General features: G+C 59.8%; 16 protein-coding genes. 5 read left to right on the top strand and 11 right to left on the bottom strand.

The annotated features are described in order from the left end of the window. Nucleotides 1-96: 96 nt before the first annotated feature. Complete coding sequence (gene azoR, locus ACP3TA_RS18760; RefSeq protein WP_015377994.1) at nucleotides 97-702, bottom strand: FMN-dependent NADH-azoreductase; 606 nt, start codon at nucleotides 700-702, stop codon at nucleotides 97-99. A gap of 269 nt (nucleotides 703-971) precedes the next feature. Here azoR and hrpA point away from each other — a divergent pair, with 269 nt between their 5' ends. After that, nucleotides 972-4,859: an ATP-dependent RNA helicase HrpA gene (gene hrpA / locus ACP3TA_RS18755; protein WP_426784399.1), complete on the top strand. Its 3,888-nt coding sequence runs from the start codon at nucleotides 972-974 to the stop codon at nucleotides 4,857-4,859. Nucleotides 4,860-4,955: 96 nt separating this feature from the next. On the opposite strand, the gene ACP3TA_RS18750 is transcribed toward hrpA, so the two are convergent. Next, nucleotides 4,956-5,768, bottom strand: a complete 813-nt coding sequence (locus ACP3TA_RS18750) for a trypsin-like serine peptidase (protein ID WP_103101512.1) — start codon at nucleotides 5,766-5,768, stop codon at nucleotides 4,956-4,958. 295 nt (nucleotides 5,769-6,063) lie between these two features. Continuing rightward, complete coding sequence (asr, locus tag ACP3TA_RS18745; RefSeq protein ID WP_103101511.1) at nucleotides 6,064-6,342, bottom strand: acid resistance repetitive basic protein Asr; 279 nt, start codon at nucleotides 6,340-6,342, stop codon at nucleotides 6,064-6,066. 185 nt (nucleotides 6,343-6,527) lie between these two features. Here asr and ACP3TA_RS18740 point away from each other — a divergent pair, with 185 nt between their 5' ends. Then, complete coding sequence (locus ACP3TA_RS18740; RefSeq protein ID WP_426784398.1) at nucleotides 6,528-7,433, top strand: alpha/beta fold hydrolase; 906 nt, start codon at nucleotides 6,528-6,530, stop codon at nucleotides 7,431-7,433. Between the two features lie 170 nt (nucleotides 7,434-7,603). Here ACP3TA_RS18740 and ACP3TA_RS18735 read toward each other — a convergent pair whose 3' ends face one another. The 4 genes from ACP3TA_RS18735 to folM form a co-directional block, all read right to left on the bottom strand. Continuing rightward, complete coding sequence (locus tag ACP3TA_RS18735) at nucleotides 7,604-9,103, bottom strand: carboxypeptidase M32 (protein WP_033650292.1); 1,500 nt, start codon at nucleotides 9,101-9,103, stop codon at nucleotides 7,604-7,606. 35 nt (nucleotides 9,104-9,138) lie between these two features. Beyond that, nucleotides 9,139-10,443: a two-component system sensor histidine kinase RstB gene (gene rstB, locus ACP3TA_RS18730; protein ID WP_426784397.1), complete on the bottom strand. Its 1,305-nt coding sequence runs from the start codon at nucleotides 10,441-10,443 to the stop codon at nucleotides 9,139-9,141. Further along, nucleotides 10,440-11,165 carry a two-component system response regulator RstA gene (gene rstA / locus ACP3TA_RS18725; RefSeq protein WP_042784624.1) on the bottom strand — a complete coding sequence of 242 codons (726 nt, stop codon included), beginning with the start codon at nucleotides 11,163-11,165 and terminating at the stop codon, nucleotides 10,440-10,442. Before rstA ends, rstB begins: the two co-directional genes overlap by 4 nt. Before the next feature lie 75 nt (nucleotides 11,166-11,240). Further along, nucleotides 11,241-11,963 carry a dihydromonapterin reductase gene (gene folM / locus ACP3TA_RS18720; protein WP_426784396.1) on the bottom strand — a complete coding sequence of 241 codons (723 nt, stop codon included), beginning with the start codon at nucleotides 11,961-11,963 and terminating at the stop codon, nucleotides 11,241-11,243. 183 nt (nucleotides 11,964-12,146) lie between these two features. On the opposite strand from folM, the gene ACP3TA_RS18715 reads away from it, so the two are divergent. After that, a complete protein-coding gene (locus ACP3TA_RS18715; protein ID WP_033643211.1) occupies nucleotides 12,147-12,557 on the top strand; it encodes a hypothetical protein in 411 nt (136 codons plus the stop codon). Nucleotides 12,558-12,656: 99 nt separating this feature from the next. On the opposite strand, the gene ACP3TA_RS18710 is transcribed toward ACP3TA_RS18715, so the two are convergent. The 3 genes from ACP3TA_RS18710 to ACP3TA_RS18700 form a co-directional block, all read right to left on the bottom strand. Next, entirely contained in the window at nucleotides 12,657-13,052 is a 396-nt protein-coding gene (locus tag ACP3TA_RS18710; protein ID WP_033643210.1) for a pyridoxamine 5'-phosphate oxidase family protein, read from the bottom strand. 31 nt (nucleotides 13,053-13,083) lie between these two features. Then, nucleotides 13,084-13,569 (bottom strand): hypothetical protein, encoded by a 486-nt coding sequence (locus ACP3TA_RS18705; RefSeq protein ID WP_047026034.1) that lies wholly within the window; start codon nucleotides 13,567-13,569, stop codon nucleotides 13,084-13,086. A gap of 222 nt (nucleotides 13,570-13,791) precedes the next feature. Continuing rightward, entirely contained in the window at nucleotides 13,792-15,183 is a 1,392-nt protein-coding gene (locus ACP3TA_RS18700) for an amino acid permease (RefSeq protein WP_033643208.1), read from the bottom strand. A gap of 57 nt (nucleotides 15,184-15,240) precedes the next feature. Here ACP3TA_RS18700 and ACP3TA_RS18695 point away from each other — a divergent pair, with 57 nt between their 5' ends. Beyond that, nucleotides 15,241-15,435 (top strand): hypothetical protein, encoded by a 195-nt coding sequence (locus tag ACP3TA_RS18695; protein WP_127897184.1) that lies wholly within the window; start codon nucleotides 15,241-15,243, stop codon nucleotides 15,433-15,435. Here ACP3TA_RS18695 and ydgH read toward each other — a convergent pair. Continuing rightward, nucleotides 15,428-16,378, bottom strand: a complete 951-nt coding sequence (gene ydgH / locus ACP3TA_RS18690; protein ID WP_025302966.1) for a DUF1471 family protein YdgH — start codon at nucleotides 16,376-16,378, stop codon at nucleotides 15,428-15,430. The two genes, ACP3TA_RS18695 and ydgH, sit on opposite strands and share 8 nt — an antisense overlap. 537 nt (nucleotides 16,379-16,915) lie before the next feature. Here ydgH and pntA point away from each other — a divergent pair. Further along, nucleotides 16,916-18,445, top strand: coding sequence for a Re/Si-specific NAD(P)(+) transhydrogenase subunit alpha (gene pntA / locus ACP3TA_RS18685; RefSeq protein WP_033643207.1), 1,530 nt, complete (start codon nucleotides 16,916-16,918; stop codon nucleotides 18,443-18,445). Nucleotides 18,446-18,454 lie beyond the last annotated feature (9 nt).

Raw genomic sequence — 18,454 nt, 5'->3', positions numbered from 1 at the left:
CTAAAAGATACGGATAGATGATTATTATGAGGGTAGTGCAGGTTTGACAGGACTTGCCTTTTGTCCGGCAGGGACTCGGCGCCCCTGCGCAGGGTCTTAGGCAGCAACCACCTGAGACAGGGCCGCTTTGGCGTCTTCCTGTGCTTTGGTCGCCACTTCCGGGCCGTAGGCGATGCCTTCCGCGAAGACGAACTCCACGTCGGTGATGCCGATGAAGCCCAGGAACAGACGCAGGTAAGGTTCTACCAGGTCGGTCGGGGTGCCTTTATGGATGCCGCCGCGGCTGGTCAGGATCACGGCGCGTTTGTTTTTCACCAGGCCTTCCGGACCGTTTTCGGTGTAACGGAAAGTCACTCCGGCGCGGGCGACCAGATCGAAATAGTTTTTCAGCTGGGTCGGGATGTTGAAGTTGTACATCGGTGCGGCGATCACGATGACGTCATTGGCCTGCAGCTCGGCGATCAGTTCGTCCGACAGGGCCAGCGCTTCTTGTTGACGCGGAGTCAACGGAGCATCGGAAGGACGCAGCGCGCCAACCAGCTCGCCGTCCAGCACCGGGATTGGCTGTGCGGCCAGATCGCGCACGGTGATGGTGTCGCCGCTGTGGGCGTTGCTCCATTGCTCTACGAAGAAATCGGCCAGTTGGTTAGACTGAGAGTAGGTCGCCAGGATGCTTGATTTCAGAACCAATACGTTGCTCATCGATAATTCCTTACGTTGTGACAGTGACATCAGGACTCAGCGTCCCTTGCATGAACTACATGCTATTCACATTCCCCCAACAGTGATAGCGCAATATTTCGAGATCTTCGTTCGATTTTATTGAATAACATGCCGAGGCTTTACTCGCGAAAGTAGGGGGAAAAAGCCGTTTGTGATAGGCTGTGCGGCTAAAGCAAAAAAATCGCTAAAAAAACATTAAACCGTTGCTAAGCCTGGTCTTGGCCACGATGAAACAAGGAACACCGAACGTGAAATCTCCGCTCGAGGCACTGCCGGCCCAACTGGGCGAGCTGATGCTCCGCGATCAACAACGCCTGCGTCGTCGCCTGCAGGGCGCACGAAAAATCAAAAATCCCGATGCCCAGCTGGCGGTCGCCGCCGAAGTGGAAAGCGACATCGCGACGGCGTGGCAAAAAGTGCAGGCGCGCGCCGAGTCTTGCCCGCGCATTACCTATCCGGAAAGCCTGCCGGTCAGCCAGAAAAAGCAGGACATCTTAAACGCTGTCCGCGACCACCAGGTGGTGATCGTCGCCGGGGAGACCGGCTCGGGGAAAACCACCCAGTTGCCGAAGATCTGTCTGGAGCTGGGGCGTGGGGTGAAAGGGCTGATCGGCCATACCCAGCCGCGCCGCCTGGCGGCGCGCACCGTCGCCAACCGCATCGCCGACGAGCTGGAAACCCCGCTCGGCGGCAGCGTGGGCTACAAGGTGCGCTTCAACGATCAGGTAGGGGAAAACACCCTGGTCAAGCTGATGACCGACGGCATTTTGCTGGCGGAGATTCAGCAGGATCGCCTGCTGATGCAGTACGACACGCTGATCATCGATGAAGCGCACGAGCGCAGCCTGAATATCGACTTTATTCTCGGTTACCTGCGCGAACTGCTGCCGAAGCGCCCGGATCTCAAGGTGATCATCACCTCGGCGACCATCGATCCGCAGCGTTTCTCGCGCCACTTCAACAATGCGCCGATCATCGAGGTTTCCGGCCGCACCTACCCGGTGGAGGTGCGCTACCGCCCGGTGGTCGACGACGGCGACGATACCGACCGCGACCAGCTGCAGGCGATTTTCGATGCGGTAGATGAGCTTGGGCGTGAGGGGCCGGGCGACATTCTGATCTTCATGAGCGGCGAGCGCGAGATCCGCGATACCGCCGACGCTTTGAACCGCCTCAATTTGCCGCACACCGAGGTGCTGCCGCTGTATGCGCGCCTGTCGAACAGCGAGCAGAACCGGGTGTTCCAGTCGCACCACGGCCGCCGCATCGTGCTGGCCACCAACGTGGCGGAAACCTCGCTGACGGTGCCGGGCATCAAATACGTCATCGATCCGGGCACCGCGCGCATCAGCCGCTACAGCTTCCGCACCAAGGTGCAGCGCCTGCCGATCGAGCCGGTGTCGCAGGCCTCCGCCAATCAGCGTAAAGGGCGCTGCGGCCGCGTGTCGGAGGGGGTGTGCATCCGTCTGTACTCCGAACAGGATTTCCTCTCGCGGCCGGCGTTTACCGATCCGGAAATTCTGCGCACCAACCTGGCGTCGGTCATTTTGCAGATGACCTCGCTGGGGCTGGGCGACATCGCCGCGTTTCCGTTCGTCGAGGCGCCGGACAAACGCAACATTCAAGATGGCGTGCGCCTGCTGGAAGAGCTGGGGGCGATCACCACCGCCGATAACGGCCACTATCAGCTGACGCCGCAGGGCCGGCAGCTGGCGCAGTTGCCGATCGACCCGCGTCTGGCGCGCATGGTGCTGGAAGCGCAGAAGAGCGGCAGCGTGCGCGAGGTGATGATCATCACCGCCGCGCTGTCGATTCAGGATCCGCGTGAGCGCCCGATGGACAAGCAGCAGGCCTCGGATGAAAAACACCGCCGCTTCGCCGACAAAGACTCGGACTTCCTGGCGTTCGTCAACCTGTGGGATTATCTGCAGGAGCAGCAAAAGGCGAACTCCTCCAGCCAGTTCCGCCGGCTGTGCCGCAACGATTTTCTCAACTACCTGCGGGTGCGCGAGTGGCAGGATATCTATACTCAGCTGCGCCAGGTGGTGAAAGAGCTGGGGCTGCCGATCAACAGCGCGCCTTCCGACTACCGCAGTGTCCACACCGCGCTGCTGACCGGCCTGTTGTCGCACATCGGCCAGAAGGATGCGGACAAGCAGGAATACACCGGCGCGCGCAACGCCCGCTTCTCGATCTTCCCCGGCTCCGGCCTGTTCAAGAAGCCGCCGAAGTGGACCATGGTGGCTGAACTGGTGGAAACCAGCCGCCTGTGGGGGCGCATCGCCGCGCGCATCGAACCGGAATGGATCGAGCCGCTGGCTCAGCACCTGGTGAAACACAGCTACAGCGAACCGCACTGGTCGAAGTCGCAGGGGGCGGTGATGGCCAGCGAAAAGGTCACGTTGTTCGGTCTGCCGATCGTCGCGGCGCGCCAGGTCAATTACGGCGCCATCGATCCGCTGCTGTGCCGCGAGCTGTTTATCCGCCATGCGCTGGTGGAGGGCGACTGGCAGACGCGCCATGCTTTCTTCCGCGAAAACCAAAAGCTGCGCGCCGAAGTGGAAGAGCTGGAGCATAAATCGCGTCGCCGCGACATTCTGGTGGACGACGAAACGCTGTTCGGCTTCTACGATCGCCGTCTCCCCAACGACGTGGTGTCCGGCCGTCATTTCGACAGCTGGTGGAAGACCGCCGCCAAACAGCAGCCCGACCTGCTGAACTTCGAAAAAGAGATGCTGATCAAGGATGGCGCCAACAAGATCAGCGCGCTGGATTACCCGAACTTCTGGCATCAGGGCAACCTCAAACTGCGGCTGAGCTATCAGTTCGAACCAGGCACTGACGCCGACGGCGTGACGGTGCACATCCCGCTGCCGATCCTCAACCAGGTGGAGGAGCAGGGCTTCGAATGGCAGATTCCCGGCATCCGCCGTGAGCTGGTGATCGCGCTGATCAAATCGTTGCCGAAACCGGTGCGTCGCAACTTCGTGCCGGCGCCGAACTACGCCGAAGCGTTCCTTGGCCGCGTAACGGCGCTGGAATTGCCGCTGCTTGACGCGCTGGAGCGCGAGCTGCGGCGTATGACTGGCGTGACCGTGTCACGTGATGACTGGCAGTGGGATCAGGTGCCCGATCACCTGAAAATGACTTTTCGCGTGGTGGGCGAGAAAAATCAGACGCTGCGCGAAGGCAAAGATCTGGCCGCCCTGCGCCTGCAGTTGAAAGAGAAGGTGCAGGAGACGCTGTCGGCGGTGGCCGATGACGGACTGGAGCAGAGCAACCTGCATGTCTGGAGCTTTGGCCAATTGCCGGCGTTCTACGAGCAGAAGCGCGGCGGCTATTCGATGAAAGCCTATCCGGCGCTGGTGGATGAAAAGGACAGCGTGGCGATCCGCCTGTTCGACAGCGAAAGCGAACAGCAACAGGCGATGTGGCAGGGCACGCGCCGCCTGCTGTTGTTGAATATTCCTTCACCGATCAAATACCTGCATGAAAAGCTGCCGAACAAGGCCAAGCTGGGGCTTTATTTCAACCCGTACGGCAAGGTGCTGGAGCTGATCGACGACTGCATTTCGTGCGGCATCGACAAACTGATCGCCGAACACGGCGGCCCGGTTTGGCAGGAGGAAGACTTTGCACGGTTGCAGGAGCAGATCCGCGCCGAGCTGAACGACACGGTCGTTGAGGTGGCCAAGCAGGTTGAACAGATCCTGACGGCGGTCTTCAACATCAACAAACGGCTGAAAGGCCGGGTGGACATGTCGTTGGCGCTGGCGCTGTCGGACATCAAGACCCAGCTCGGCGGGCTGGTCTACCGCGGCTTCGTCACCGGCAACGGATGGAAACGGCTGCCGGACACGCTGCGCTACCTGCAGGCGATCGAACGCCGATTGGAGAAACTGGCTATCGATCCGCACCGCGATCGCGCGCAGATGCTGCGGGTGGAGCAGGTGCAGCAGGCGTGGCAGCAGTGGCTGAACAAGCTGCCGCCGAAGCGACAGCAGGAGGAAGAGGTGAAAGCGGTGCGCTGGATGATTGAAGAACTACGTGTCAGCCTGTTCGCGCAGCAGCTGGGCACACCTTACCCTATCTCCGACAAGCGCATTCTGCAAACCATCGAACAGCTTTCGGGCTAAGCTCAGGCGCGCCGGCCGGCAAACGGCCGGCGCAGCGCAAGTTGAAATTCAGGGAACAGAGAAACAGCAACGGCGCTTGATGCGCCGTTGCGAGAGCTACTTGCCTGTCGCCAGGGCGTCCAGCGCCTCGCGGATGCCGGGCACCGCCAGAGCGCGGTTATCGGCGCGGTAACGATCTTTCGCCGCCGGCGCCGAACTCTGGATGGCGATCAGCTGCCAGCCGTCGGCGGTTTTCAACAGCAGCGGTGAGCCGCTGTCGCCGGGCAGGGTATCACACTGGTGCGACAGCACCCCTTGCTGGGCCCAGCCGGTCACCTTGCAGTTTTGGTGGCTGTAGAGGTCATCCAGATGGTCCTCCGGGTAGCCCGCCTGGGTGATCAGCCGTTTGGCCTGTTTCAGGGCCTGAGTCAACGCCTTGCTGTCGCCTTGCCACAGCGGCAGCGGGGCGATCGGCAGCGGCGTTTTGTCTTTCAGCCGGATCAGCGCAAAGTCATAAGCGGCGGCAGCGGGCGGCACGATCCAGCCGTCGCCGTCCGCTTTCAGCTTTTTGCCCAGTTTGCTGTCGACCAGGGTTTCAATATTGTCGGTTTGATACTGCCATGATTTATCGCCCGCCACGAAGCGCAGGGCGACGGCTTTATCCAATTGTCCCGGCGGCGCCAGCACGCAATGGCCGGCGGTCAGCGCCAGGTGTGGGGAGATCAGCGTGGCGGTACACAGATTGCCGCTGGCGGTTTCGACCTGGCCGATGGCTTGCCACGGCTGGGCGGCGGTATCCGTGACCTTGATTCGTTCATCTTTGCCGAAAAACAGACGCGTTTGCTCGGCCTTGGACGGGCCGTCGGCGCGTGCCGCCTGGGAGGCGATGAGCGGGAGTGAGCACAGCAACAGTAAAACGGATATGCGCATAGATCTCTTGCCTGACAAATACGGATCATCCATAAACACACTGAATGCTAACTATAGACTGATTTAGCAGCCATGTGGATGGGCAATAACTGATTTTTCAATAATTTCCCGCCGGCGAGGCGACAGGCTACAGATAAAAAAAGACGGCGATCAGTCCACAGAGGATCAGGGCGGTCAGAATGATCTCGAACAGGTAGCGGCGCAGCATCAATGAGAACCCCCCGGATGAAAAAACACCCGGTGAACCGGGTGTCGTGCACGTCAAGCCTGAAGCGGTGAGGGGAACCTCACGACATTACGCTTTTTTGTGGCTGGCTTTCTTGTGGTGCTTTTTAGCCGCCTGGGCTTTTTGCGCCGGGGCTTTTTTGCCGGCTTTCTTGTGATGCTTTTTGGCCGCCTGAGCTTTCTGTACCGGGGCTTTCTTGCCGTGGTGTTTCACCTGAGCTTTAGCCGGCGCAGCGGTGGCGGTGGTTGCGGTAGCCGCAGATGCGGTAGTGGTGGCAGCCTCGGCAGCGAAAGCCACGGAAGACAGACCCATTGCAGCGGCAACAACCAGAGCTAATACTTTTTTCATCGCAGAATCCTCAACATGACTTTTGGGTATCAACCCCACTGCGGGGCCGTTGAGATGATAGTAGGCAAACGGCGTCCGGCTTTCCGTGAGTGATTGGTTTCGGCTTGTAACCTAATGTACAGGGCGGCGGCGGCAGGAGGGATTGCTGCTATAATGACCGTCAGGCTCGATAAAAGGGATTTAAAATGAACGAGATAACGGTTCGTTGTGGCGTGACGGAACAGGGTGAGGTGCCGCTGGCCTATGAAGACTGGGGCGATGAGGCGCATCCGCCGCTGTTGTTAATCATGGGCATCGGCGCGCAGCTTTTGCTGTGGCCTGACGATTTCTGCCGCGCTCTGGTCGCCAAGGGATTTCGGGTGATCCGCTACGACAACCGCGACGTCGGCCTTTCCGGTAAAACGCGGGCGCAGCGCAAGACGCCGCTGTGGCTGTTGATGTTGCGTGCCCAGCTCGGCTGGCAAACGTCGGTGCCTTATACTCTGGCGGATATGGCGACGGACGCGGCGCATCTGCTCGATCATTTACGCATTCCGCAGGCCCATGTCCTTGGCGCCTCGATGGGGGGGATGATCGCCCAGGTGTTGGCCGCCGAATACCCGCAGCGCGTCGCCTCGTTATGCATCTTGTTTTCCAGCACCAATCAACCGCTGTTACCGCCGCCGGCGCCTTCGCTGCTGTGGTTGCTGGTGCGCCGGCCTGCCGCCGATATGACGCTTCAGCAGCGCCAGGAAGGGATGAAGGCCTTTCTGCGCGCGCTTGGCACCGCGACTTATCCGCCGGAGGAGGCGGAGCTGGATGCCCTGGTGAAGCGGTTGCTGAAGCGGGGCTTGGATCCGGAGGGCATGCAGCGGCAACTTTCCGCGCTGCTCGGCAGCGGCGATCTGCGGCGTTACAGTCGGCGCATCGCCGCGCCGACGCTGGTGATTCACGGCGATCGCGATCGGCTGGTGCGCAAGGCCGGCGGGGTGGCGATCGCTCGGGCCGTCGCCAACGCCAGATTGCAGATTATGCCGGGCATGGGGCATGATCTGCCCGCCGCGTTGAGACCACAATTGGTGACGATGATCGCCCGTCATGCGCTGGGATGAGAGGCAGATAGGGGCGCGGCTGTTTATGGTATTAGTTACAACATACTATTGGTAGGTAACAACCCGCCACCCTGTAGCCAAGGCGTTGCCGGCAAGGAAAGCGCGCTATGTAGCATTATTAGGTCAAGCAGGGGAAAAAGGGCGCGGCCGTGGCCGCGCACGGGGAGAGATTACAGGTAGCGGTTTTCCAAATGCTGGCGGAAGTAGCGCGGATTGAGCGCTTCACCGGTTGCATTGGCGATCAGCGTGTCGGTCGGGAAACGGCTGCCGTGGCGCCAGATGTTATGCTGTAACCAGTGGAACAACGGCTGCAGATTGCCGGCGGCGATGTCCTCGTTCAGCGAAGGCAGGGCCTGACGCACGCTGTGGAACAGCTGCGCGGCGTACATCGCGCCGAGAGTATAAGTCGGGAAGTAGCCGAAGGCGCCGTCGGTCCAGTGGATATCCTGCATGCAACCGTTGCGGTAGTTGCCGATGGTATCGAGGCCCAGGTAAGCGTGCATCTTTTCATTCCACAGCGCCGGAATGTCCTCCACTTCGATCTCGCCTTCGATCAGCGCTTTTTCAATTTCGTAGCGCAGGATGACGTGGGCAGGATAGCTCACCTCGTCGGCGTCGACGCGGATCAGGCCCGGTTTCACCCGCTGGTTGAGGCGAATGAAGTTGGCTTCTTCCAGCGCCGGCTGTTCGCCAAACTGCGCGGTAACCAGCGGACGCAAGATTTTCAGGAATTCATTGCCGCGCGCCAGCTGCATTTCGAACAGCAGGCTCTGCGATTCGTGGATGGCTGTGGAGCGAGCCAGGGCGACCGGCTGGCCGAGCAGATCGCGCGGCAGGTTCTGTTCGTAACGGGCGTGGCCAGTCTCGTGTACGATCCCGAGCAGCGCGGTCAGGAACTCTTTCTCGTTGTAACGCGTGGTGATGCGCACATCCTCCGGCACGCCGCCGCAGAACGGGTGGGCGCTGACGTCGACGCGGCCGTTGTCGAAGTTGAAACCGAGCAGCTTCATCACGCTCAGGCTCAGCTGGCGCTGGGTGTCCACATTGAACGGGCCCTGCGGCGCCAGGCAGGGTTCATTGGCCTGTTTGGCCACCACGCGCTGCAGCAAATCCGGCAGCCAGGTTTTCAAATCGCCGAAGATGCGATCGAGATCGCTGCTGCGCATGCCCGGCTCATACAGGTTGAGCAGGGCATCGTAACGGCTGGTGCCGGCCGCCTGCGCGCGGATCTGCGCCTCTTCCCGGCTGAGTTTGACCACGTCGCGCAGATTCTCCGCGAAGCCATCCCAGTCGTTGGCCGGGCGCTGGGCGCGCCAGGCGTGTTCACAGCGGGCGCCTGCCAGCGATTTGGCTTCGACCAGCGACGCCGGCAGCAGCACCGCGTCTTCATACTGGCGGCGCATTTCGCGCAGGTTGGCGCGGTCGATCTCGTCCAGCGTCTCTTGCTGCGCACGATCCAACAGCGCGCCGGTGCTTTGTGCCGTTAAAATCTGGTGCTGCAGCACGCTCAATTCGGCCAGGGCTTCGGAGCGCGCCTTGCTGCCGCCCGGCGGCATCATGGTTTGCATGTCCCAACCGGCGATGGCGGACAGGTGGCCGAAACGCGACAGCCGGCTAAAAAGCGCGCGCAGGTGATCGTAAGCAGACGTGTTGGAATGTGCAGATGTCATTATTATTCGGCTCCAATGAGAAGGGTCCGGCGGTATTACGCCAGATCGGCTTTTAAACTGAATGTCGGCTTCACCGGCCAGCAGAAACGGAAGCTGGCGCCGCCGAGCGAACTGCCTTCGACGAACACCTGTCCCTGGTAGGCGACGGCGATGGAATGGACGATGGCCAGCCCCAGCCCGCAGCCGCCGGTGGCGCGATCGCGGCTGGGATCGAGGCGAACGAAAGGCTCGAACACCCGCTCGCGCTCTTCCGGCGGGATACCCGGCCCGTCATCTTCGACCTGCAAACAGGCGAGGTCACCGTCGAACCACAACCCAACGCGCAGGCGCTGCTCGGAATAGCGCAGCGCGTTGTTGACCAGGTTATCGAGCACGCGCTCCATCAGGCGCAGATCGACGCCGCCGAAGTCGCCGACGTGCGGGATGTCGAGCTGGATGTCGCGTTCCTGATGGATAAGGCGGATATCATCGACCTTGTCCTCCAGCCACTTTGGCAGATCGATGGGTTCAATGTTTAACGCAACCTGCGGCCGGTCCAGGCGGGCATAGGTCAGCAGCTCGTCGATCAGCGACTCCAGTTGGCCGATATCGCGGTTCAGCGCCTGCTGCTCGCCTTCGGACAGGTTATCGCTCATCTCGAGCCGATAGCGCAGGCGCACCAGCGGCGTGCGCAGCTCGTGGGCGATGCCGTCGATCAGCTGTTTCTTGCTGGCGATCAGGGTGTTGACGTTGTCGGCCATCTGGTTGAACGCCACGCCGAGCCGGCTCAGGCTGGAAGTGGGATCGAAGTTGGTGCGTTCATCCAGATGCCCGGCGCCGAGCCGCTGGGCGGCGTTTTCCAGTTTGAGCAGGTCTTGCCAGTGCGGCCGCATCCACAGAAACACCGGCAGCGCCAGCGACATGCCGATAAACACCAGCAACACCAGATCCAGCAGACGCATCTGGTGCAGATAGAACAGATAAGGAATGGGGCCGACCACCAACACATAGTGGCTGCGCGGAATGCGTTGCATAAAGGTGTACTGATCGTCGAGGGCGATGATTTCACCCAGCCGCAGCCGCTTTTTCAGATCCTCGCTCAGTTCCTGTTTGCCGAGCGGTTCGATATGAAGCTTGAACGACAGATTGAGATCCAGCGTGGCGATAGTTTTGTTCCAGTCCTTCAGCGGGATTTCGCGCAGCTCGCTGCGCATCAGGTACAGCGAGCTTTTCATCAAATCGTCCATCGACTGGCGGCCGGCGCGCTCGGCGGTCACCTTGTACACCAGGCCGACCAGCATCGCCATCACCAGAAAACAGACGAACAGCAACAGGAAGAACTGGACGAAAAGTTTTCTCATTGTTGCACCGATGCCCAGGCGTTAGGGGCGAACAGATAGCCCTTGTTGCGCACCGTCTTGATACGGAAAGGCTCCAGCGCATTGTCGTACAGTTTGCGGCGCAGGCGGGAGATCGCCACGTCGATGCTGCGGTCCATGCCGTCGTAGCTCACGCCGCGCAGGTTTTGCAGCAGCGCCTCGCGATCCATGATCTGCCCGGCGTGGGTCGCCAGCTCCCACAGCAGATCGAAATCAGAGGTGGACAGGGTGATGGTTTCCTCGCCCAACGTAACCTGACGGTTGACCGGATCGATGCACAGCAGCCCGAAATGCAGCGCGTTATGCTGGGTAAGCGGCTGAGCCGACTCTTCTTTCGGCTGCTGGCTGTGTTGACGCAGATGCAAACGCAGGCGCGCCAGCAACACCGCCGGCGGCGTGGTTTTCAGGATATAGTCGTTGGCGCCCATCTCCAGCGACAGGATATGGTTCATGTCGCTGTCGAGCGAGGTCAGCAGCACGATCGGGCCGGGGAAGGTGGGGCGCAGATCGCGGCACAGCGTCATGCCGTCTTTGCCGGGCAGCATGATGTCCAGCAGCACCAGATCGGGTTGCTCGCGCTCGATGCGCGCTTGCGCGCTGTCGCCGCGCGGTTCGATCAGCACCTCGATATCGTGTTTGCCCAGATAGGCGGCGATCAGTTTGCCGACTTCAGGATCGTCTTCCACAAAAACAATTTTATGCATATGCCCGTGTTTTAATAAGAAAAGCGGATTTCAGCATAGCGCGGCCCGCGAGGTTGCGCCAAGCGGATCTTTGCGTCAGCGCAGCGGCCGCCCGCCGTCGACGCCGTGGGTGCGGCCGGTGACGTAGCGGCTCTCCAGCAGGTAGTTCACCAGATTGACCACTTCGCTCTCGCCCGGCGCGACCTTCATCAGCGACTTCGCCAGCGCCTGCCGACGATAAGCTTCGTCGTCGCCCGGATTGAAGATGATCAGCGCCGGCGCGATGGCGTTGACTTTGACTTCGGGCGCCAATTTGCGGGCGAACGACCGGGTCATGTTGTCCAGCGCGGCTTTGCTGGCGGCGTAGGCGATATGCTTGTCGCTGCCTTTTTCCACCACATAGTCGGTCAGATGGATAATGTCGGCGCCGGCCTGGCCCTGGCCGGTCAGGCAGGACTCGAGCAGTTGATTGAGCAAATAGGGCGTGTAGACGTGAATTTGCAGCATCGCCTCCATGACCTGTTCCGGCGGCACCTCCGGTGACTCCGCCTGCCAGGCGCTGGCGTTGTGGATCACCGCGCGCAGCTTGGGCGCGGCCTGCCGCACCTGATCGGCGAAACGATAAATGCCTTCATGGGTGGAAAAATCGCCCTGAATGCAGCAGGCGCCCAAGGCTTTCAACTCGGCCATCGCCGGATATTCGCTGCGGTAGGCGATGATGACCGGAACGCCGCGCTGGAGAAACGCTCTGGCGAGCGCCAGCCCTATGCGCCGTGCGCCGCCGGTAATCAGCACCGGGGCGGAGTTGTGGTGTTCCATTGATTAAAGCTCCTGGACAGACTGGCAAACAATAGGGGAATTATGCCATCATACGGCGGAAAGTCGTTAAAGCTTCGCATGATTATCCATTTCTGGATATAAGATCCCCAATGCATTTCAGGTTGCCCCCGGCGGCGGCTTGAAAGACCACGGGTTAACACTGGCCATGAGAGGAATGAGGGGATGAACAGCAATCACCTTGCATCCATCGCGCGCAGTGAGAAAATCTGTTTCGACTATATGGATTTTCTGTCCGCATCGTGCAGGAAGCACTGGCGCTTTGTTGATGCTATTTATGGTGTGATGCCGATCTTCGGCATGGTGTTGAAATCGCGCGTGACCACCTCGCAAACGCGCAAAGAGCAGTTAAAAGAGTTGGCGCTGCAGGTGGTGTCGACGCAGGTCAGCGATGAAACCAACATCGTGCGCCTGATTGACCTGGCGCAGCAGCAGGGCCTGGCGGTGTTTGATATTCAGTTGCCTTATGCGCTGGAGGCTCAACAACTGGCGGCCATTCAGAAAGAGTGTGCGGAAGGCATTGCGATTACTCTGGTGGGTGAACGCATGACCGTCGCGATCCCTCCCAAAAGCTGACCGGGCATCAACCCGGCCGCCCGTTCATGGTTAGGCAATTGACTCGTCGCGATGGCCTAACCATGAACGTGATGTCTCACGCCGCATGACGGCCGGCGTCTAGAGCTGGGTCCCGGCATTCGGGCCGGAGCGCAGGGTATAAATACTGTCTATATGAATTAACACCGCGTACTTCGGCGGCTTCATTCCGTTTTTTTCCGCAAACGTCAACGCATCGTCAAACGGCTTGCCCGCCAGAAACAGTTCGGGCGTGCCAACGAAGCGGTAACCGTCCAGCGCCTCGCGATCGATGACCACAACGGCCATTTTCGAGCCGGCCTTGATGTTTTTCAGCGTTTGGCCTCCGGTATTTTCGTTGTAAATCAGCGTACGGTCATCATAGAGGCGCAAAGAGCGCTTGGGGCCGATATCGGGAACGCCGTTCGGGCTGCTGGTCGCCTGCACAGGCAGCTGTTTAGCCAGCATCTTCTTCATCTCGTCATTCAATTCATTCATTACAGATGGCCCTCAGATTGGTGTGTCACTTTTAATGCAAGGTAGCGGAAGCGTTGGCCGCCGGCGCGCAGACGCTGGTTTCCGGCAACCGGTGTTCGCGCAGCAAGTGCAGGGTTTCAATCCTGAAGCGCAGCAGGTGCCGTTCGGCGATCTGCTGCATCTGTTCGCACAGCGACGTATCGTCCAACAGTTGCTCGATAGCGACTCGGGCCTGATGAACATGCAGCTCGACGCCGCGCAGAGGCTTCTGCCGCAGGCGCAGATGGGTAATGTTGTTGAACGTGACGATCAGCGCGGCAAGGGCAGACTCGAAAATATTCAGCGCTTCAAATCTGGCGGTATATTCCGCATTCAGCCAGGGCTTCTCGGCGATGATCGCCTGAGCCCCCTCCAGCGCCTGTTGATAGCGCGCCATCGCTTGGCGATCGTGCCGCTGATTAAACGCCATGTTGCCCTCGGCGATCAGCGCCTCCCAGGCGGTAAACAAAGGTAATGCGTGCAGCAGTTTCTCAGCCATGAAATGCCTTCCATTTTCAGCCTGTCTTCATCCGCCGCCTGACGCCTCTCGCCAGGGGCACTCGCGTCTTACCACTAACCAATAAATGATAATGATAATTAATTGCATTTGAGATCGCAAGCGAGACGCATGGCTGACTGTGCAAAGGGGGGGGGAACGCGGTAGCAGGGGAAAAAGAGGAAGCAAAATGCGGCTGACGGGCAGCCGCATTGACGGGACACTTTAGTGCAGCATAAACCAGCCGGCGGGTAGCGTGGCCACCAGCAGCAGTAAGATGCTGCCTTTTTCCAGGCGATTCAGCAGATTGATATCCTGATGGCCGCGGCGGGCGTACATGAACACCAACAGGCCCGGCGCATACAGCAGCACCGACATCAGCAAGTGCATCAGCCCGGAAGCGTACAGCAGCCATAAACCATAGACGCAGGCGCCGGTGGCGGCGAAGATCAGGCGCTTGTCGCGGCGACGGTAAGCCACCTTGAACAGAAATGCGCCGACCAGGAAGTAAGGCACCAGGATCATTTCCGACGCGATGGTCAACAGCGAGTTGTAGTTGCTGCCGGTCAACCAGATCAGCACCAACGCCAGCTGCACCGCGATGTTGGTCAGCCACAGCGAAGACGATGGGGCGTGATGGCGGTTCTGTTTGCCGAACACGCGTGGAAATGCGCCGTGCTGTGCGGCCAGCAGGGGGACTTCCGCCGCCATGATGGTCCAGCTGAGGTAGGCGCCGCACACGGAAATGATAAGACCGGCGGCGATGATCACGTCTCCCCACGGGCCAATCAGTTCCACCATCAGCACTGCCATCGACGGGTTGCGCATGTCGGCCAGTTCGCTGCGGGGCACCACGCCCAGCGACAGCAAGGTGACCATCAGATACACCGCCAGCGCCGACAGTACCGCCAACATGGTCGCGCGGCCCACGTCCTTCTTATTGCGCGCGCGCGCGGAAACCACCACGGCGCCTTCCACGCCGATAAACACCCACAGGGTGATCAGCATGGTGTCCTTGACCTGTTCCCATACCGGCTTGCCGAGGGCGATCCCCTGGAAGTCCAGCGTGAACACGTCCATTTTAAAGGCGATCGCCGCCAGAACGGCGAACATCCCCAGCGGCAGCAACTTGGCGAGAGTGGCCGCAAGATTGATGCTGGCGGCGGTTTGCACGCCGCGCAGCACCAGCGCGTGCACGATCCACAGCAGGGCGGATTCGGCGATCAGCGCCTGCCAGGTATTGCCGTCACCGAGAATAACGTTGCCGCCGCGATCGGTGAAAATGCTCAATGCCGCGAACACGATCACCAGATACGAGACGTTGGCGATTACGGCGCACAGCCAGTAACCCCAGGCAGAGCAGAAGCCCATCAGCTCGCCGAATCCCTCTTTGGCGTAGGTGAAGATGCCGCCGTCCAGATCCGGGCGCAGACGCGTAAGCAACAGCATGGCAAACGCCAAAAACAGAATGCCGACGCCGGTGATCCCCCAACCCAGCAGCAGCGCGGCGGGGCTGGCGACCTGCGCCATGTTTTGCGGCAGACTGAACACGCCGGCGCCCAACATTGAGCTGAGCACCAAAGCGGTTAGCGCGGTAAGACCGAGTTTTTTTTCCAATGACGGATCCTGAACGCAGAATAAACAACTGGAAGGGAACTGCTTGGCGGCAACAATGTGTTAACAACCATTGCGCTAATAGACAATAGCCCTAAAAATTGGCGCAAATTCTACGGAGGGATGATTAGAGATGCAATGATTGAATATGCGGAATTTACAAAAAACTATTCAACGAGCGGCGAAAAGAGCGGCAATAAAAACGGGCAGCTCAAGGGCTGCCCGATGGTAAACCGAAAAGCGGGTTTTATTTGAACAGATCGGCGCTGACGGTCAGGTTGCCGCCGCTCTTGTTCTGCCACTGGCGAGTGACGTGGTAGTACTTGGCGCCTTTCTCGGCCGCGCGTTTCGCCACTTCGGTGGACACGTCGGTCATGCTGTTGAAGTGGCCGGTGAAGGTGACGGAATCGAACGGCACCATCTGCGCGGCGGTCACGTTGTTCACTTCCTGAATCTTGGTGCCGTTAGGCAGCGTGACGGTATAGCGTTGGCCGGTAGAGGACTGGGTTTCGAAGAAACGGCCCACTTCGCGGCTTGGTGAACCGGAAGACGCGACGCCAGGAATTTCGACTTTCGCGGCTGCGGCGCCGCCGGCGGCCAGCGCAGCGCGGCCGGCGTCAGAATCGGCTGGGATGGCGTCCGGGCTCTGCACGCGGCGTTTCGGCGCATCGGCCTTATAGATGTAGGCGGTGACGAACTGGTTGCCGCCGGAGTTGGCGTCAACCTGGCGCACGATGAAGAATGAGGCGGCGCCTTTTTTCTGCGCTTCTTTGGAGATGGCGTCGTTAATGTCCGGCTGGCTGCGGTAGAAACCGCTGACGCTCACGGTATCGTAAGGCTCCAGCAGATAGGCTTCCTCTTTAGGCAGTTCGTTCACGCCGTTAAATACGCGGTATTTTGGTGTTTTGCTCACTTCTGGCGCATCTTTATGATAAAGGTCTGCGGTGACGCGCCAGTTGCCGCCGTTGTTGCTGTTGTTGCTGTCCTGGATATAGAAGGAATCGGCACCCAGTTTGTCTGCACGGCGGGATACGGCGTCGACGGCTTCATTGATCGCATTGAAGCGGCCGGTAATCGTGATGCGATCAAACGGCTTCAGCGCCGCTGCTTTCTCAGGAGTTAACTCTTGCGCCGCATGAGCGGACAGCGCGGTGAGTGATAACAAGGCTGACGCGATGATCGTGGTCTTCAGCTTCATAAAAAATCCTTTCGCCTAGCGCATTAACGTTTATAACGTACTGAACTGTTTAAGTGTAATTCAGCCGTCGATTATTACATGTAATTCTGAAAACTGTCTCAGCATTTTATGTTATCCCGTGCGACAAATCCTTGACGGTGACGCGGGTCGCACGGATGGTGCCGCCGCCATAAGTTTCCATAATAAAGGCTTTGGTGTCATTAGTGTTAATTATTCACAAAATGATAACTTTTATGCTTATCCGCCCCGCATGGCGATAAATCGTTACGCCGGGCGCAAACCTCTAACCATGCAGAATGTGCTGTTCTGTATGCATTTTTTCACTGTAAATTGCGATTTGTCATATCGCGCCCGGCGTTTTTATGTAAAAACAGGGCTGAATGCGTAAGCAATTATGGATCATCGACCTTATTTTCAGTAGGTTATAGTTGGCGTCTGAAATCAGTGCGGGCAAGTTGACGCCTCGCTCGCCGATGGCGCCGTTCTATGGGCAGGAAAATAATAAACATCATCCAAGACAGGTGAGAAGGGAACATTATGCGTATTGGTGTACCAAGAGAGCGGTTGGCCAATGAAGCCCGGGTCGCAGCCACGCCGAAAACGGTGGAACAACTGCTGAAGCTGGGTTTTACCGTCGCGATTGAACGCGGGGCGGGCAAACTGGCCAGTTTTGACGACGTCGCCTACGAAGCCGCCGGCGCGGCGCTGGTCGACGAAAACGACGTGTGGCAGTCGGATCTGATCCTGAAAGTCAACGCGCCGCAAGACGACGAGATCGCCTTGATGCGCGAAGGCAGCACGCTGGTCAGCTTTATCTGGCCGGCGCAAAACCCCGAGCTGATGGCCAAGCTGGCGGCGCGCAACGTCACCGCGCTGGCGATGGACTCGGTGCCGCGCATCTCGCGCGCCCAGTCGATGGATGCGCTGAGCTCGATGGCCAACATCGCCGGCTACCGCGCCATCGTCGAGGCGGCGCATGAGTTCGGCCGCTTCTTCACCGGCCAGATCACCGCCGCCGGCAAAGTGCCGCCGGCCAAGGTGATGATCATCGGCGCCGGCGTGGCCGGCCTGGCGGCGATCGGCGCTGCGGGCAGCCTCGGCGCCATCGTGCGCGCCTTCGACACCCGCCCGGAAGTGAAAGAGCAGGTGCAGAGCATGGGCGCGGAATTCCTCGAGCTGGATTTTGAAGAGGAAGCGGGCAGCGGCGACGGTTACGCCAAAGTGATGTCCGAAGCCTTTATCAAGGCAGAGATGGCGCTGTTCGCCGCACAGGCGGCGGAGGTTGACATCATCGTCACCACCGCGCTGATCCCGGGTAAACCGGCGCCGAAGCTGATCACCAAAGAGATGGTGGCGTCGATGAAGCCGGGCAGCGTGATCGTCGATCTGGCGGCGCAAACTGGCGGCAACTGCGAACTGACCGTGGCCGACACCATTACCGTGACCGACAACGGCGTGAAAATCATCGGCTATACCGATCTGCCGAGCCGCTTGCCGACACAATCTTCGCAGCTGTACGGCACCAACCTGGTCAACCTGCTGAAGCTGCTGTCGAAAGAGAAGAACGGCGAGATCGATATCGATTTCGACGATACGGTGATCCGCGGCGTTACCGTGGTGCGCAGCGGTGAAATCACCTGGCCGGCGCCGCCGATCCAGGTTTCCGCCCAGCCGAAAGCGGCGCCCGCCGCCGCACCGGTCGCCAAACCTGAAGCCAAGCCGACCTCGCCGTGGCTGAAGTACGGCCTGATGGCTCTGGCGATCCTGCTGTTCGGCTGGCTGGCGGACGCAGCCCCGAAAGAGTTCCTGTCGCACTTTACCGTGTTCGCGCTGGCCTGCGTGGTCGGGTACTACGTGGTCTGGAACGTCAGCCATGCGCTGCATACCCCGTTGATGTCGGTCACCAACGCGATCTCAGGGATTATCGTGGTCGGTGCGCTGCTGCAAATTGGCCACGGCGGCTGGGTGAGTTTCCTCTCCTTTATCGCCGTGCTGATCGCCAGCATCAATATTTTCGGTGGGTTCACCGTCACTCAGCGCATGCTGAAGATGTTCCGCAAGAACTAAGGGGTAACA

Source organism: Serratia sp. 2C06 (assembly GCF_050037615.1).
Lineage (GTDB): Bacteria > Pseudomonadota > Gammaproteobacteria > Enterobacterales > Enterobacteriaceae > Serratia > Serratia ureilytica.
This window is presented reverse-complemented; position numbering and strand designations above follow the sequence as displayed.